This window comes from Metapseudomonas resinovorans, from assembly GCF_002003485.1.
Classification (GTDB): Bacteria; Pseudomonadota; Gammaproteobacteria; order Pseudomonadales; family Pseudomonadaceae; genus Metapseudomonas; species Metapseudomonas resinovorans_D.
This window is the reverse complement of the sequence record NZ_BDMA01000046.1, coordinates 16,817-31,539: the sequence shown is the minus strand read 5'-3', so window position 1 is coordinate 31,539 and position 14,723 is coordinate 16,817. Positions and strand designations below refer to the sequence as shown.

Sequence of the window (14,723 nt, the reverse complement as noted above, 5' to 3'; positions counted from 1 at the left end):
GCTCAATCGGCCCTTCGACAACTCTGGAAGCTGTGGAGAACAACAATGACAGCACAGAACAAAGCCAAATGGCTCCGTTTCCTGGTCCTCGTCCTCGGCGGCGGAACCATCTACAAGCTGGCCAACCTCAAGGACGCCTTCTACATCCCGATGCAGGAGCACATGGGGCTGACCCATACCGAAATCGGCACCCTGCTCAGTGCAAACGCCATCATCGCCACCGCGCTGTTCGTAGTCGGCGGCTTCCTCGCTGACCGTTTCGAGACGCGCAAGCTGATCCCCCTAGGCCTGATCGGCACCGGTGCCCTGGGCCTGTACCTGGCCAGTTTCCCCGGCTACAGCCAGCTGCTGATCGTCTTCGCCCTGCTGGCCGTGTGCGCCGACTGCATCTTCTGGCCGTCCCTGCTCAAGGCCATCCGCAACCTCGGCGACGACGGTGAACAGGGACGCATGTTCGGCTTCCTCGAAGGTGGCCGTGGCGTGGTGGACACACTCGTGGCCTTCTCCGCCCTGGGGGTTTTCGTCGCCCTCGGCTCCGGCGCCGCCGGGTTGAAGGCCGCCATCCTGTTTTATTCGGGCATCGATATCGGCGTCGGCCTGCTTACGCTGTTCCTACTCAGAGACGCACGCCAGGCGAACGGTAACCGCGACCCCATCGGCTTCGCCGGCCTGATGGAAGCGGTGCGTATGCCAGGCATCTGGCTGGTGAGCCTGAACGTGTTCATGGTCTACATCGTCTACTGCGGCCTGACCTACTTCATCCCCTACCTGAAGGACATGTACGAGCTGCCGGTGGCCCTGGTCGGCGCCTACGGCATCATCAACCAGTACTTCCTCAAGGTGCTGGGTGGCCCGGCTGGCGGCTTCATCGCCGACAAAGGGCTGAAGAGTCCGAGCCGCTACCTGAAGTGGGCCTTCCTCGCGCTGCTGCCGCTGATGGCCGTGATCTTCAGCATCCCCCATGGTGCGAGCTACATCTATGCCGGCATGGCCGCCACGCTGTCCTTCGCCCTGGTGGTATTCACCATGCGCGGCGTGTTCTGGGCGCCAATGAGCGAAGTGGGCATTCCCTCGCGGATCAGCGGCTCGGCCTTCGGCATCGGCTGCCTGATCGGCTACGCGCCCGGCATGTTCGCCTACATCATCTACGGCGCACTGCTCGACAACTATCCGGGCGAACAGGGCTACACCTACGTGTTCACGCTGATGAGCGTGCTGGCTGTAATCGGTTTCATGGTTTCCAGCCTGCTGCAACGCTCAGTGAGCAAACGCGTCGCCGCGACTTCCGGTGAATCCCTGGCTTGATAGCTACACCCTGCAAAAGCCGGCCGGATGGCCGGCTTTAGCTGCAGTTGAGAAGACGTCGATTGGCCCGATTCAAGACGAATCGCGACATTGCTTCTCCCGTCTCTAGCGGGTCAATCAACCACTCGGAGGGAGGAACCACGGGTTATCGTGGCCCCCCTTTTATACGCCATCGCCCTATGCCGCCCGCAAGCCCGTTCGATCCACATGATTGATCGTGCGCCAGATCTGTTTGGGCGATGCCAGGGCAGCCGCCGTGGTCCAGCGCTGATCCGGATCGCTTCCGATGCGCAGCAAACCTGTGTGATTGGCTTTGTCCGCGTCGACCAGTGGATCAGGGTCGTAGAAGCCAAGGGCAAAGCGCAATTGCTCGACATCTTCAGGCCGACCTGTCAGGAACTGCCAGCCATGTCCGATGTGGTGCTGTTCGACATAGGCCTTGAGAACCTGCGGACTATCCAGCAAGGGTTGCAGGCTGATCGAGTACATAAAGACGTCGCGTCCCACACGGTCGCCCAGAAGCTGCTGTACCTGCTTGAGATTCGCCGTGGCGGTCGGGCAAATCCCGGTACAACTGGCATACATCATGTTGATGGCGACCACCTTGCCACGCACCAGGTCGTCGTAGAACCTGACCGCTTTGCCCTCGTGCGTGTACAGCGGCGTATTGGGAATGCGTTGCTCGCCGGTCGTGCCGGCGTCCGTCGGGCGCGGCAGGTTCAGGATGCTGTGCAAGGCATAGAGCCCCAGCGCGACGGTCCCCATACCAAGCATCAAATCTCTGCGTGTGTTCATGAGACCTCCACCCTTGCCGATCAAGTGGATGTATCCACGACATTCAAACGCACCATCATCTCGTGGTCCTCGTGAATCACGTTGTGACAGTGCATCACGTACTTGCCGGTGAAATCGCGAAAACGCACCAACAACCGGATGGTCATGCTCCCCTCGAGCACGAAGACGTCTTTGCGACCTCGCTCGTGAGGCGGCACGGCCCCCGAGCTCTTGCTGAGAATTCGACCCTCCTCCAGATGGATGTGGACGGGATGGTCCCAGCCACCCTTGCCCGACAGTTCCCAGACTTCGGTGGCACCCAGCGGAATGATGTTGCTGGTCACGTCTTCTGCATCGAACAGTTTGTTGTTGATCGTCCACATGCCGTTCTGGCGATCGAATTCCCAGCGCCGCTTGGGTAGCCGGTTGAGTTCCGCCGGCGTCGGCAGCTCCCGCAATGGCCGCAGTTGGTTGGGTACCTGGCTAAGGTCCTGTTTATCTGGATTACGATCGACGACGATCTTCAGCACCCGAGTGCCCGGACCTTGCACGCCGTTGGGCTGGCGCGTGCTGTCCTGCTGCAGGCGATTCACCAGGTAGAGCTCGGTGCCGATCGGGTACTTGGAAAAGTCGACGACAATGTCGGCACGCTCAGCCACCGCGATGCGCACCTTGGTCTGGCCACGCAACGGCTGCGGCAGCAAATTGCCGTCGCTGGCCAGGTAGTCGAAGCGCTGATCCTTGCCAGCGGCATCGACCAGGTAGAACTCGTAGAAGCGGCTGGGCCCCGTATTGAGCAGGCGCAGACGGTACTTGCGGGCGTCCACCGGCAACACGGGCTCGATCTTGCCGTTGACCGTGACCTTGTCGCCCAGCACGCCTTCCGGACCGAGCTCATTCCAGAACAGCAGGCCGTTTGCGTCGAAGCGCTTGTCGCCAAAGGCCAGTGGATAGTCATAGGCGCCACTGGGCAGACGCAGGGCTCGCGGGTTTGGATCAAGCTCGTCCCCCGAGTCGAACTCATCGAATATCAGGTAAAAGCCCGCCAGTCCGAGGTAGGTGTTCGGCGCGGTGAAATCCTTGGTGTGATCGTGAAACCACAGCGTACCCAGCCCCTCACGATAGTCACCGATCACCTGGCCATTGGCGGCGTAGCCGGTGAATGGGCCGGGATTTTCCAGGTTTTCCAAGTAGCCGGCGTAGACGTTGTGATAGAGGTGATCCTTGAACTCCCCAGGCGTGATCTGCGAAGCATCGCGCAGGTCCGCGGCGCTATAGAAATCGGACGGGAAGCCGTCACACCCGGAGGACGCGTGCAGATTGTGCAAATGGGTGGATATCTCCGGGCTGCCAACCCTCGGACGAACGAAGCCCTGGGCGACCAGTCGATCCGTCGAAGCGGCCAGCCGGCTGTGGAAGCGGCAGATAATCGGCCGACCGTAGCGCGCGAGGATCGTGAGGGGAAACGTCGGCGTCGGCCCGGCTGATTGAGCGGTGCTCTGGTACGTCCAGATGATCTGCTTGGACTGGGGATAGTCGGGATGAAATTGCCAGGGTATCGCCTGAGCGCTTATTTCATAGAGGTCCGTTCCATCCAATCGCTCCAGGACCTCGAAATGCTGGTGGGCAGGGCGTCCGGCTTCTCGTTGCTGCGGATCCGGGTTTTCGCTCTTGGGCTCCAGTTCGGAGAGTGGGAACAGGGCGTCCACCTTGTTCAACGGGACGATCTTCCTCGGCAGTACACTCAGCCACGGCCTGGTAGGTGGGCTGCTGGCACTACCTTGACTGCCTGGGCCTGAAGACGACGATTGCGAGCCGCTGCCAGAACCTTGCGCGGCTGGGCTGTCACGGCCACTCAGCAATAGCGGCGCGACCATTGCACTGGTGGACCATTTCAGGAACGTGCGGCGTGCTCCGTCCTCGAGGGAACTGTGAGGCGGCCTGGGTTTCCAGCCACTCGCTGGAATGAGTTTTTCCCCGCGAGCCGCGGGCAATTTGTTTTTCCATCTAAGCATGGCGGCTGCTCTTCTTGTTGCGTGGCAATTACAAGTTCCTCGCAGGAGCTTGTTTGAACGCTAACCCGATGAGTGCCACCGCCTGAGCGCATCTGAAAGGACGTCGCCTTTTCAGTGGTCAAGGATGGTCAGTTACGGCAACGATGACCGCGCCAGGGAGGGTGGCGCTGCTGGTCAAACGGGTGGTGGGCCATGCAGGAGGGGCGAGACATGCATATGCGAGGGGAATGCGAATTCCGCGCGGCGGGGCGATGCGTTTTCCACGATAAGACTCCCGATTGAAGAGCCCCCTGAAACGCTTTGCTCGCCTGCCTTCGAACTCACAACAACAAGACTTCATCCCTTTTTGTTGTGGGGCAAATTTTAGTTACATTTGCCAAATGTCGCGATATTAGATTGCTATTACCCAGTTGCCATTAATGCTATTCGGAAGTTTGTTCTGGATAGCGCTGCGGTCAGCAAACATTGGCAATGAGAACGCCTCTTGGTCGCCAGTCGCATTCAGTATGTGAAGGCCGTACCTGTTCAATAAGCCTCCGATTGGCTGACAATCGACGCGCCCCTTCGCCACCGAACTGTGCACATGGACCAGATACTTTCCCTTCTCTCCGAAACCGTTCCCAAAGCCCGGACCCTGGAAGAACTCACTCGGCCCCTGCTGACCCTGCTCAGCCAGGTAACCGGCATGGAGTCGACCTACCTGACGACCATCGATACCGACGAGGGGGTCCAGCGTGTCGAGTTCGCACGCAACGTGGGTGACATGGTGATTCCTGAAGGGCTGGTGGTGCCCTGGGCCGACACCCTGTGCAAGCGGGCGCTGGACGAGAACCGCCTGTACTCGGACAACGTCGCCGAATGCTGGGGCGACTCGGAGGCCGCCGCGGCCCTCGGTATCAAGACCTATGTGAGCGCGCCGATCAGGTCGCAGGATGGGCGGGTGCTGGGCACGGTCTGTGCCGCCAGCTCGGATCAGGTGGCCCGCTCTCCGGAAGTGGAACCGTTGCTGATGCTGCTTTCGGGGTTGCTGAGCTACTCCCTTGAGCGTGAGCTGCTGGTCGAGCGACTCCAGACCGCCAATGCCGAGCTGGCCAAGCTGGCCCTGACAGACCCGCTGACCGGCCTGTCCAACCGGCGCGCCATCCTCAGCGATGTCGCGCGCCTGTTCGCCCTGGCCCAGCGGGAGAACAAGTACTTGCTGGTGGGAGTGATCGATCTGGATGGGTTCAAGCTCATCAACGATACCTACGGCCACCTGGCAGGCGACCAGTTTCTGCGCGGCATAGCAGCCCAGCTGCAGCATGTCCTCAGGGCAAGCGACATCATCGGGCGCACGGGTGGTGATGAGTTCATCGTGATCGCCCTGGGCACCCCGTCGGAACGCGCGGACCTGGCGCAGGACATGCAACATGGCGCCGAGCTGCTGCAGGACCGTCTGGCCAAAGGGACGATTGGGCGCTACGACCTGGGCGAAGGCCTTGGCGATATCCAGTATGCCGGCGCGAGCGTGGGTGTCGTGGCGGTGCTGCCGGACAGCATGACTGCGGACGAGGCCATCAAACTGGCCGACCGCGAGATGTACAAGGTGAAACAACAGCGCAAGCGTCAAGCCACACGCCACTGAGTGCGGATTGCTTATCCGCTCTCCCCTCATCAGTACGCACAACTGTGCGTTGCCCGATCCGACGCCAGGGTCGGGCATCAACCGCCCTGCCCCGCGCAGCATCTACGCCCTACTCGACCCCACCTCTCTGGTGGGAATCGCCGGTATCTGGAAGCTACTCCAGGTGGAAGCCGCCCGCCGCCTGGAACCGGGAGGCGCCATCTACTACGAAATGGATGAGGTCGACGTGCGCCGCGTGCTCGCCCATCCAAAAAGCATGCTCGGCTCCGACGGCCCACCCAACGATCCGCGTCCGCACCGGCGGCTGTGGGGAACCTTCCCCCGCGTGCTGCGCCACCTTCGAAACCCCGACGCTGCCATCCACCGGAATCAGCGGTACGGGTGAACAGAGTGCTCAACCTGTAACGAGGCGAGAGCATCGGTCACCGCGCCGGCCTCTTCATCCGGCGGCGAAATGGGCGTGCATTCTGGCACGCGATTGCCCGGCTTTCACTCCGTCCCGATCAGGAGTAATGTAGGACTAATTACATATTTTGTTAGATACGCTACATGAACAGTTGGCTTTGTCTCGTGCTTACCCTCCCCACTGCCAATGCCACTGCACGCATGCGTGCCTGGCGCGCGCTGAAGGGCTCTGGAGCAGCCGTGCTGCGAGACGGGGTGTACCTGCTCCCCGACAGCGACATCTGCCGCGCAACGCTCGCCGCCATAGAGCGAGACATCCTTTCCATGAATGGCACCGCCTACCTGCTCCCCATCCAGGACATGCAGGGCGAACGCTTCATTCCGCTATTCGATCGCAGCGAGGACTACACGAGCCTGCGCGCCGAGATCGATGCCTGCCACAGCCAACTGGCGTCCGAGAACGCCCTGAGCGCCACCAGGCAGATCCGCAAGCTGCGCAAGGCCTTCGTCCAGCTTGAAAACATCGATTTCTTCCCGGGCCCGGCCCGCCAGCATGCGGACGCGGCTCTGCAAGACCTGGAAACCGCCGTCAGTCGCGCCCTGTCAGAAGACGAACCCTGCAGCCTCGACCAGCCGATCCCCTTGCGTAGCCTTCGGGACTACCAGGGCCGTAGCTGGGCGACCCGCAAGCGCCCATGGGTCGACCGCCTGGCCAGTGCATGGTTGATCCGTCGCTTCATTGATCACGACGCGCGCATCCTCTGGCTGGACTCGCCCCATGATTGCCCAGTGGATGCGCTCGGTTTCGATTTCGACGGCGCCACCTTCAGCCACGTGGGTAACCGCGTCACCTTCGAGACCTTGCAAACCAGCTTCGAGCTGAACGCACCGTCCTTGGCAAAAGTCGCCGCCCTGGTGCACTACCTGGATGTGGGCGGTGTTCAGCCAGCTGAGGCGGCGGGCATCGAGCGGCTTCTGGCGGGCCTGAGGGAAAGCATTGCCGATGATGACCAGCTCCTGGTCGCCGCCAGCGCCGTCTTCGATGGCCTGCTGACCGCTTTTGCGAACGAAGGAAAAGACAATGAGTGAGACCACCCTGCGTTCCGCCGAGCAACCGCAACCCGGCACCCGCCCCGTGGGCCTGTTCGAGGCCTTCCTGTTCTGGGTGAAGCTTGGCTTCATCAGCTTCGGCGGGCCTGCCGGGCAGATTTCGATCATGCATCAGGAACTGGTGGAGCGTCGGCGCTGGATCAGCGAGCGGCGCTTCCTCCACGCCCTGAACTACTGCATGTTGCTGCCCGGACCCGAAGCCCAGCAGCTCGCGACCTACATCGGCTGGCTGATGCACCGCACCTGGGGAGGTGTCATCGCCGGCGCGCTGTTCGTATTGCCGTCGCTGTTCATCCTGATCGCGCTGTCCTGGGTCTACATCGCCTTTGGCGAGGTGCCGGTGGTGGCCGGATTGTTCTACGGCATCAAGCCGGCAGTCACTGCCATCGTGGTCCAAGCCGCCCATCGCATCGGCTCGCGCGCCCTGAAGAACAATTGGTTGTGGGGTATCGCCGCCGCCTCTTTCATGGCGATCTTCGCTCTGAATGTCCCCTTCCCCCTGATCGTGCTCGGCGCTGCCCTGATCGGTTACATCGGTGGCCGTCTCGCCCCGGACAAGTTCGCGCTCGGTGGAGGCCATGGCGCGGCGAAGACCACCTACGGCCCAGCGCTGATCGATGACGACACGTCGACGCCCGAGCATGCGCGCTTTCGCTGGTCACGCCTGTTGCTTCTGGCAGCCGTTGGCGCCCTGATTTGGGTGCTGCCGATGGGCGTGCTCACCGCGCTGTTCGGCTGGCAGGGCACCCTGACCCAGATGAGCTGGTTCTTCACCAAGGCCGCCCTGCTCACCTTCGGCGGCGCCTATGCGGTGCTGCCCTATGTCTATCAGGGTGCGGTGGGCCACTACGGCTGGCTGACCCCGACTCAAATGATCGACGGCCTGGCCCTAGGCGAAACCACGCCCGGTCCGCTGATCATGGTCGTCGCCTTCGTGGGTTTTGTCGGTGGCTACGTGCATCCCATGTTCGGAGCCGACCAGGCCTTCCTCGCCGGAGCCGTGGCCGCCACCCTGGTCACCTGGTTCACGTTCCTGCCGTCGTTCCTGTTCATTCTTGCTGGCGGCCCCCTGGTGGAATCCACCCATGGCGAGCTGAAGTTCACCGCCCCGCTCACCGGCATCACCGCTGCGGTGGTGGGGGTGATCCTCAACCTGGCGCTGTTCTTCGGCTACCACGTGCTCTGGCCGCAGGGCTTCGACGGCCATTTCGAATGGCCCTCGGCGCTGATCGCCGTGGCAGCGGCGATTGCCCTGTTCCGCTACAAGCGGGGCGTCATCCAGGTGCTGCTGGGCTGCGCCCTGGTCGGGCTGGCGGTGCATCTGTTACGTACCTGAGAGGTGTGCGATGAGCCGAATCACGAGTTGTGAATTGATGGAGTGGCAAGCGGCAGGACGCACCTTCACGCTGCTGGATGTGCGCCGCGAAGCTGCGCGTGCAGCTGACGCGGCGGCCATTCCTGATGCGCGCTGGCTCGATCCCGAGTCGGTGTTTACCTGGAAGGATTCGGTGCCACGGGACAGGCCCGTGGTGCTCTATTGCGCCCATGGCCACGAAATCAGCCAGGGTATCGCCGCCACCCTCGAAGCCATGGGTCTCGACGCGCGCTACCTGATCGATGGCTTTTCCGGCTGGCGTGACACCGGCCGGCCGACTCGGAGCCTTTAGACGAAGGCGCGCCATGAAGTGGGCTCCCCGTGAACGCCCAATGATCGTGGCCGGTTACCTCCCACACCGATCAAGCACTCAACCCCATCCAGCCATGGATGCCGACATAGATGCCCACACCGATGATCAGCAGACTGGACAAGTAGGGAGCGCGACGCGCCACGGCTCCCAGCCAGGGCCAGCGATTGGAGGCCTGCCGGGCGCCGATGGCCGCCGCTGCGCCCACACTGACCAGAGTCAGGGCCAGGCCAATGCTGAAGCACAGCACCAGCATGGCGCCGAGGGCGACTTCCTTCACTTGCAGGCAGAGCAGCAGCACGGTGATCGCAGCCGGACAGGGGATCAGTCCTCCCGTGAGGCCGAACAGAATGATCTGCCCCGTCGTCACGCTCCGATTGGCGAAGCGCTTGCGGATATCGTTGGCATGGGCGCGCTCGTGGGCATCCTGGTAGCCCTCCAGCGACAGCTCCAGCCCTTCAGGCCCGGCATGGCTGTGGTCGTGCCCATGCTCGCGGAAGTCGAGATCGTAGTCGTGGGAATGATTGCCATGGCCCAGGCTCAGCCGCACGCTGAACTCATGAGGCTCTGGAATCTCGTCCTCGGACTCCAGGTAGCCGCCCCGATCCGTGAACGCAAAACGCCGCATGCGTCCATCCGCTCGGGTTGTCTGCAAGATCACCTCGCCGGCCGCCCAGGCCTGACCACTGAGAACATTCAATCGCCAGCGCGGCGGCACCCCATTCTCGAAAATCGACAGTTCGACTCGCCCATGGCCAGTGTCGATGCGCCGGCTTTCGTCATGGTGGTGGTCGTGGTGATGGTCATCGTCCTGCTCGAAGCGCCACATCTGTTCGCCACGCCATGTCCGCCATAGCATCCACAGCGCAATGGCCACGATGATCACCGCAGATGCCAATTGGAAGTACGGCTCGGTGGTCTCGGCATCGAGATTCTGGCCCAGGTACATGCCGCCCAGGGCAACCAGCCAGACCACGGCGGTGTGCGAAACGGTCGCGGCCAACCCCAACAGGATCGCCTGCTTCACCGTGCCACGTACCGCCACGATGAAGGCCGCCATCATCGTCTTCGAATGGCCGGGTTCCAGGCCATGCAGGGCCCCCAGGAGGATGGCGCTCGGGAAATAGAGCCAGGCGTGGGCCGGCCCCTGTTGCAGTATTTCGGCGAAGCTGGACATGGCAGGTCAGAGGTACTTGGTGATCTGTTTGAATTCTTCCAGCGGAGCACGTTCGCCACTGGTGAGCGCCCCCACGGTGTGTTCCAGGCAATGGTCGATATGGTCCTGGATCAGCGTGCGCTTGGCCTGGCAGACGGCCTTCTCGACCGCATGCAATTGCTGAGCGATATCCACGCAGGCGCGGCCGTCCTCGATCATGGTGACGATGCTGCGCAGATGGCCTTCTGCCCGCTTCAACCTTTTGACGATTTCGCGATGACTTTGGTGCTGATGACCGTATTCGTGCTTGCTCATCGTAAGACCCCGTGCAGCGAGAGTGGCCGTTGCACCCTATCCCCCTGGGAGGACATAGCAATGCTAGGCAACGCAGGCAGAACGCAGGTGGTAGTCGCGCTGCTCCTGACGAGCTTGCTCGCGAAAGACTGTGCACGGACTGTTCGCGAGCAAGCTCGCTCCTACCCTGCCTCTCTATAAAGCTTTCGGCGCCCTTGCTTCGTTGACGACCCGCACCTTGGTTCCCGCCGGAACTTTCGAAAAGAACTCTTCGATATCGTGGTTGTACATACGGAAGCAGTTCGTAGGATGGGTTGAGGCACGAAACCCATGCGGATCGGGATGGATGAGTTTCACTGGCTCAACCCTTCCTATGCGGCCTTTGAGTTGGCGCCTGCCAACTCAAAATTCGCATTTCTCAACCTGCACCAGCACGTCATAGAACGTGGCGCCGTTGCCCATGTCGGTGACGCGCTGGCTGGTGACTTCGTTGGCGTTCTTGCCATCCTCGGCGAACTTCTTCCACCAGATCGACAATCCGACAACCACGCCCAGCCGCGCGCGGTCGCTCACCCGCGCCTTGGCGGCCTGCATACGTGAGGAATAGAACTCGCATTTGCCGGAGGGCGTGGGAAAACCGCCGTGGGCAAAGGGCGCATCCGCCACGTTCATCTTCTGCCAGCCGCCGAGCTTGGCCGACGCTCGCGATGTCCGTCGGCGAACAGCATTCGCGCGACCTGCGGGAGCGGGTCCTGCTATAACCCGTCGCCAGGGGGCGGCTCCCCTTGGCTGCAAACCACGGAGAAACGATGGCACTGCCTCCACTTCACAGCATCAGGGTTTTCGAGTCTGTCGCCCGCCTGGGCAACATGGCGGCTGCAGCGGTCGAGCTGCACGTCACCACCGGGGCGGTGAGCCAGCAGATCAAGGCGTTGCAGGGCAGCCTGGGCGTGGAGTTGTTCGAGAAGCGCGGTCGGCACCTGGTGCTCACCGACACCGGGCGTGCATTGCAGCAGCGCGTGGCCGGGGCTCTCGGCGAGATCCACGAGGCCGTGCAGGCGGTGCAAAGCAGCGCGAAACAGGCACCCGAGGAAATTGAGCTGACGCTTTCCCTCCCGCCCGTTGAGGGCGTCACCTGGCTGGCCACGCCGCTGTTCCGCTTCATGGAGGAAAGCCGCGCCGTCAAACTGAAGGTGATCAAGGCGACCCAATTCAACCAGGTGGACTGGCGCAAGGCCGATGTGGCGGTGATCTACGGCACGCCGCCCTGGCCGGGCTTCTGGTGGCGGCTGCTGCACGGCATTCGCATGATCCCCGTCTGCAGCCCGCAGTTCCTCCGTGGTTCCCTTGCCATCCGCAACGCCGAGGACCTCGCGCGACACCGGCTGCTGCACGAAGACAATGGTGCCCAGTGGCAGCATTGGCTGGCCGAGGCGGGATACTCAGGGACGGTGGCTTCGGACGTTTATTTCGAAGACTTCGGCATGGTGCTGCAGGCGGCGAGGGACGGTTTCGGCGTCGCCCTCAGCGACGAGATCGTGTCGGCCCGGGACCTGGACGAAGGCCGCCTGGTGCAGCCCCTGTCACTCTCGGTCCCGGCCGTTCACAACTATTACTGCGTATGCACCGAGGGCAAACGGGAACGCCCCGAGGTCATGGCCTTCATCGACTGGCTGATGTCGACGACCCAGTGAAAATCCAATGGCCGGAGCCTGCTGGTTCCGGCCTCGGCGGGCTCAATAGCCGTAGCGGCGCCCATCGGTGAACTGGATGTCGGTGAGGATGCTGATGTCCTTCACCACCTTGTAGAGCTGCGAATCCCGGACCAGCTCGGGGTCGGTGAACTTCTCCCCCTGGGCCTGGCCAGCCTGGATCGCCAACATCTTCTCGCGGATCTTGAGCACGTCTTCGTACGCCATGGTGGGTACCCGGTTTGGGTCTTCGTCCGCGTGGGCGCCGTAGATGCGAGTGTCCTTGTCGATCAGTGCCAGGGTTGCCGACAGGGAAGCGATGTAGTCGCCGAGGTTCCCGGCCAGCAGCCAGGATGGATAGAGATGGTCGCCGGCCAGGAGGATGTTGTTCGCCTCGTCATAGATCGCCACTTCATCCTGGGTGTGCCCCGGCGTGCTCACCAGCTTCACCTTGTAGCCACCCAGGTCGATCTCCTCGCCGGGTTTGACCAGGCGGGAGACCTTGAAGGGCGGCAAGGTGAGGTGGTCGATGTTGCCGAGATGGATCGGTTCCGGCACATGGTAGAGCCCATCTCCCTCTTTGAATTTTCGAATGAACGGCAGATCCGGCAGGTAGATGCTGTCAAAGTTGTGCAGGCCACCCAGGTGATCGAAATGCAGGTGCGAGGGCAATACCGAAAGCGGCTTGTCGGTGACCGTCCGCACGAGCTGGGTAATGTCTTCCTTCTGATTGGCGCCAGCGTCGAACATCAGGGCCCTGTCCGAACCCACCAGGAGGTAGGAATAGTTCTTCTGGTAATAGTTCGGCTCGCCAATGGCGTAGAGATGGTCGGAAATCTTGGTCAACACGAAGCTGCCCTCCCCTCGGCCAGCCTCTTCAGCGGCGTCCGCCGCGAATGTGAATCCCATCAGGGCGAATGTTGCCAAAGCCAGGGAGCTGGCGATTTTCATCATGAGCGCAGACCTCTTGTTATTGAATGCGGAGAACCTTGTGCAGCACTGAACTGCCCGCATATCTCAAGGGGCCAACGGCTCGTCGACAATGGATTTGATTTGAAGTGCGGCCGTTTAGTTGGCCTTAAGTGTCGAGAACGTGCAGGGAAAACGCTCGCTTGCTCCTACAGACGTTGTCGAAGGTCTTGCCGGTCTCGACGAACTGGCCGTCCGCGTAGTTGCGTAGCGATGCCAGGCTCCTGGGCAGGCCAAAGCGCGGGGCTTGTGTCATGTCGCTGCTCTCCACGAAAACGGTCAGATGCCTTGCAGCCCAGGCAGGACGGGGACTGTGGGGCTTCAACCCACGGCAGTGCCCATGCGGCTGCGCACCAGGTCGGACCGGCCGTGCTGCACCAGCAGGATGCTGCAGGCCGCCACGATGGCCGGGATCGCGATCGCCGTGAAGTTGCTGGCAAGCGGCAGGTCCATGTTCACGATCATGCCGATCACGATGGGTGCCAGGATCGCACCGACCCGGCCCACTCCGAGCATCATGCCGACGCCCGTCGAGCGCGCCGTCATGGGATAGAACTGGCTGCAGTAGGCGCATGTCATGGTCTGCGTTCCGATCGTGCAGGCACCCGCGATCGCCACCACCAGGAACAGCGCGGGCGTGGGCAGCCTGTGGCCCATCAGCGTGATCGCCACCGCGGCCATCACAAACATCAGGAAGGTCACCAGCTTGATGTGCATGCGGTCGGCCACCCAGCCCGCGCACACGGCGCCCACGGTGGCGCCCACATTGAGCACCAGCACGAAGGTGAGCGCCGAGCCCAGGCTGTAGCCCGCCTGCGCCATGAGCTTGGTCAGCCACGAGTTGAGCGCATACACCATGAACAGCGCCATGAAGCAGGTCAGCCAGAACATCAGCGTGCTGAAGGCTCGCCCCTGCAAGAACAGCTCGCCGAAGGCCGACTGCCGGCCAGCACCCTCCTCCACGGCTCCCGCGGACCCTGCCGCCGCACCCGACAGCACGAACCGGTCGTCGGCCCGGGGCACATAGCCGGGGCTCATGCGGGTGAGCACGCGCTTGAGCTGTTCGGTCTGCCCCTTGCGCAGCATGAAGCCCAGCGACTCGGGCATCTGCAACCAGATCAGCGGAAGCAGCACGACGGGTGCGGCAGCCGCAAGGAACACCGTCTGCCAGCCGTAGGTTTCAATCAGCCCCTTGCCGAGGATGGCCGCCAGCATGCCCCCCACCGAGTAGCCGCTGAACGTGAGCGTGATCAGCGTGCTGCGCATGCGCAGAGGCGAATAGTCGGTCATCTGCGCGATCACGTTCGGCATCACGCCGCCGATGCCCAGGCCCGCAATGAAACGCATCATGCTGAACGAGAGGGGATCTCGCATCAGCCCCGCCAGCGCCGTGAACAGGCTGAAGATCGCGATACACAGGCACATCACCAGCCGGCGGCCGTAGCGATCCGACAGGCCGCCGAACATGACGTTGCCAAACATCATGCCGAACAGGGCGGAGCTGGCCATGAAGCCGGCCTGCGTGGCATCGACCCCCATGTCCTTCATGATCGACGGCAGGGCAATGCCCACCACGGCAAGGTCGTAGCCATCGAACACGATGGCCAGTGCGCACCAGATCAGCACGATCCAGTGAAGGCGGGTGAACGGCGCCTCGTCCGAGGCGCTCTGCAGGTCGATCTGTCGCATGTCTGT

Annotated in this window: 14 protein-coding genes and 1 pseudogene; 7 read left to right on the top strand and 8 right to left on the bottom strand. The window is 62.4% G+C overall.

Going from position 1 to position 14,723, the window contains the following annotated elements; genetic code table 11:
* Positions 1 to 45: 45 nt before the first annotated feature.
* Complete coding sequence (locus tag MnOB_RS12265; RefSeq protein WP_077524502.1) at positions 46 to 1,305, top strand: MFS transporter; 1,260 nt, start codon at positions 46 to 48, stop codon at positions 1,303 to 1,305.
* Between the two features lie 177 nt (positions 1,306 to 1,482).
* Here MnOB_RS12265 and MnOB_RS12260 read toward each other — a convergent pair whose 3' ends face one another.
* The gene (locus MnOB_RS12260; RefSeq protein WP_077524501.1) at positions 1,483 to 2,100 is read right to left on the bottom strand and encodes an SCO family protein; all 618 of its coding nucleotides are present in this window, start codon (positions 2,098 to 2,100) and stop codon (positions 1,483 to 1,485) included.
* Between the two features lie 20 nt (positions 2,101 to 2,120).
* Positions 2,121 to 3,788, bottom strand: a complete 1,668-nt coding sequence (locus MnOB_RS12255; RefSeq protein WP_234358244.1) for a multicopper oxidase family protein — start codon at positions 3,786 to 3,788, stop codon at positions 2,121 to 2,123.
* An 889-nt stretch (positions 3,789 to 4,677) separates the two neighbouring features.
* Here MnOB_RS12255 and MnOB_RS12250 point away from each other — a divergent pair.
* The 5 genes and pseudogenes from MnOB_RS12250 (at position 4,678) to MnOB_RS12230 (ending at position 8,900) form a co-directional block, all read left to right on the top strand.
* Positions 4,678 to 5,718, top strand: a complete 1,041-nt coding sequence (locus MnOB_RS12250; RefSeq protein ID WP_077524499.1) for a sensor domain-containing diguanylate cyclase — start codon at positions 4,678 to 4,680, stop codon at positions 5,716 to 5,718.
* A gap of 127 nt (positions 5,719 to 5,845) precedes the next feature.
* A pseudogene (locus tag MnOB_RS12245) lies at positions 5,846 to 6,055 on the top strand (D-aminoacylase); the annotation flags it as partial.
* A gap of 212 nt (positions 6,056 to 6,267) precedes the next feature.
* The gene (locus tag MnOB_RS12240) at positions 6,268 to 7,212 is read left to right on the top strand and encodes a chromate resistance protein ChrB domain-containing protein (protein WP_077524498.1); all 945 of its coding nucleotides are present in this window, start codon (positions 6,268 to 6,270) and stop codon (positions 7,210 to 7,212) included.
* Positions 7,205 to 8,569, top strand: a complete 1,365-nt coding sequence (chrA, locus tag MnOB_RS12235) for a chromate efflux transporter (protein ID WP_077524497.1) — start codon at positions 7,205 to 7,207, stop codon at positions 8,567 to 8,569. Before MnOB_RS12240 ends, chrA begins: the two co-directional genes overlap by 8 nt.
* A 10-nt stretch (positions 8,570 to 8,579) precedes the next feature.
* Positions 8,580 to 8,900, top strand: coding sequence for a rhodanese-like domain-containing protein (locus tag MnOB_RS12230; protein WP_077524496.1), 321 nt, complete (start codon positions 8,580 to 8,582; stop codon positions 8,898 to 8,900).
* 70 nt (positions 8,901 to 8,970) lie between these two features.
* On the opposite strand, the gene MnOB_RS12225 is transcribed toward MnOB_RS12230, so the two are convergent.
* The 3 genes from MnOB_RS12225 to MnOB_RS12215 all read right to left on the bottom strand — a co-directional run bounded on the left by MnOB_RS12225 (position 8,971) and on the right by MnOB_RS12215 (position 11,034).
* Positions 8,971 to 10,095 carry a nickel/cobalt efflux protein RcnA gene (locus MnOB_RS12225; RefSeq protein ID WP_077524495.1) on the bottom strand — a complete coding sequence of 375 codons (1,125 nt, stop codon included), beginning with the start codon at positions 10,093 to 10,095 and terminating at the stop codon, positions 8,971 to 8,973.
* Between the two features lie 6 nt (positions 10,096 to 10,101).
* Positions 10,102 to 10,389, bottom strand: a complete 288-nt coding sequence (locus MnOB_RS12220; RefSeq protein WP_077524494.1) for a metal-sensing transcriptional repressor — start codon at positions 10,387 to 10,389, stop codon at positions 10,102 to 10,104.
* A gap of 381 nt (positions 10,390 to 10,770) precedes the next feature.
* On the bottom strand, positions 10,771 to 11,034 hold the full coding sequence (locus MnOB_RS12215; RefSeq protein WP_199824530.1) for a molybdopterin-dependent oxidoreductase family protein: 264 nt from the start codon (positions 11,032 to 11,034) through the stop codon (positions 10,771 to 10,773).
* 143 nt (positions 11,035 to 11,177) lie between these two features.
* Here MnOB_RS12215 and MnOB_RS12210 point away from each other — a divergent pair, with 143 nt between their 5' ends.
* The gene (locus MnOB_RS12210; protein WP_077524493.1) at positions 11,178 to 12,062 is read left to right on the top strand and encodes a LysR substrate-binding domain-containing protein; all 885 of its coding nucleotides are present in this window, start codon (positions 11,178 to 11,180) and stop codon (positions 12,060 to 12,062) included.
* A 42-nt stretch (positions 12,063 to 12,104) separates the two neighbouring features.
* Here the strand turns inward: MnOB_RS12210 and MnOB_RS12205 are convergent, their stop codons facing one another.
* From MnOB_RS12205 to MnOB_RS12200, 3 genes are all read right to left on the bottom strand, one after another.
* The gene (locus MnOB_RS12205; RefSeq protein WP_234358241.1) at positions 12,105 to 12,908 is read right to left on the bottom strand and encodes an MBL fold metallo-hydrolase; all 804 of its coding nucleotides are present in this window, start codon (positions 12,906 to 12,908) and stop codon (positions 12,105 to 12,107) included.
* 229 nt (positions 12,909 to 13,137) lie between these two features.
* A complete protein-coding gene (locus MnOB_RS28825; RefSeq protein WP_158713804.1) occupies positions 13,138 to 13,284 on the bottom strand; it encodes a hypothetical protein in 147 nt (48 codons plus the stop codon).
* Between the two features lie 65 nt (positions 13,285 to 13,349).
* Entirely contained in the window at positions 13,350 to 14,717 is a 1,368-nt protein-coding gene (locus MnOB_RS12200) for an MFS transporter (protein WP_077524491.1), read from the bottom strand.
* Positions 14,718 to 14,723 lie beyond the last annotated feature (6 nt).

Coding starts and splice junctions, on each gene's coding strand:
- MnOB_RS12265 (WP_077524502.1), top strand. CDS start 46: ATGACAGCACAGAACAAAGCCAAATGGCTCCGTTTCCTGGTCCTCGTC.
- MnOB_RS12260 (WP_077524501.1), bottom strand. CDS start 2,100: ATGAACACACGCAGAGATTTGATGCTTGGTATGGGGACCGTCGCGCTG.
- MnOB_RS12250 (WP_077524499.1), top strand. CDS start 4,678: ATGGACCAGATACTTTCCCTTCTCTCCGAAACCGTTCCCAAAGCCCGG.
- MnOB_RS12240 (WP_077524498.1), top strand. CDS start 6,268: ATGAACAGTTGGCTTTGTCTCGTGCTTACCCTCCCCACTGCCAATGCC.
- chrA (WP_077524497.1), top strand. CDS start 7,205: ATGAGTGAGACCACCCTGCGTTCCGCCGAGCAACCGCAACCCGGCACC.
- MnOB_RS12230 (WP_077524496.1), top strand. CDS start 8,580: ATGAGCCGAATCACGAGTTGTGAATTGATGGAGTGGCAAGCGGCAGGA.
- MnOB_RS12225 (WP_077524495.1), bottom strand. CDS start 10,095: ATGTCCAGCTTCGCCGAAATACTGCAACAGGGGCCGGCCCACGCCTGG.
- MnOB_RS12220 (WP_077524494.1), bottom strand. CDS start 10,389: ATGAGCAAGCACGAATACGGTCATCAGCACCAAAGTCATCGCGAAATC.
- MnOB_RS12210 (WP_077524493.1), top strand. CDS start 11,178: ATGGCACTGCCTCCACTTCACAGCATCAGGGTTTTCGAGTCTGTCGCC.
- MnOB_RS28825 (WP_158713804.1), bottom strand. CDS start 13,284: ATGACACAAGCCCCGCGCTTTGGCCTGCCCAGGAGCCTGGCATCGCTA.
- MnOB_RS12200 (WP_077524491.1), bottom strand. CDS start 14,717: ATGCGACAGATCGACCTGCAGAGCGCCTCGGACGAGGCGCCGTTCACC.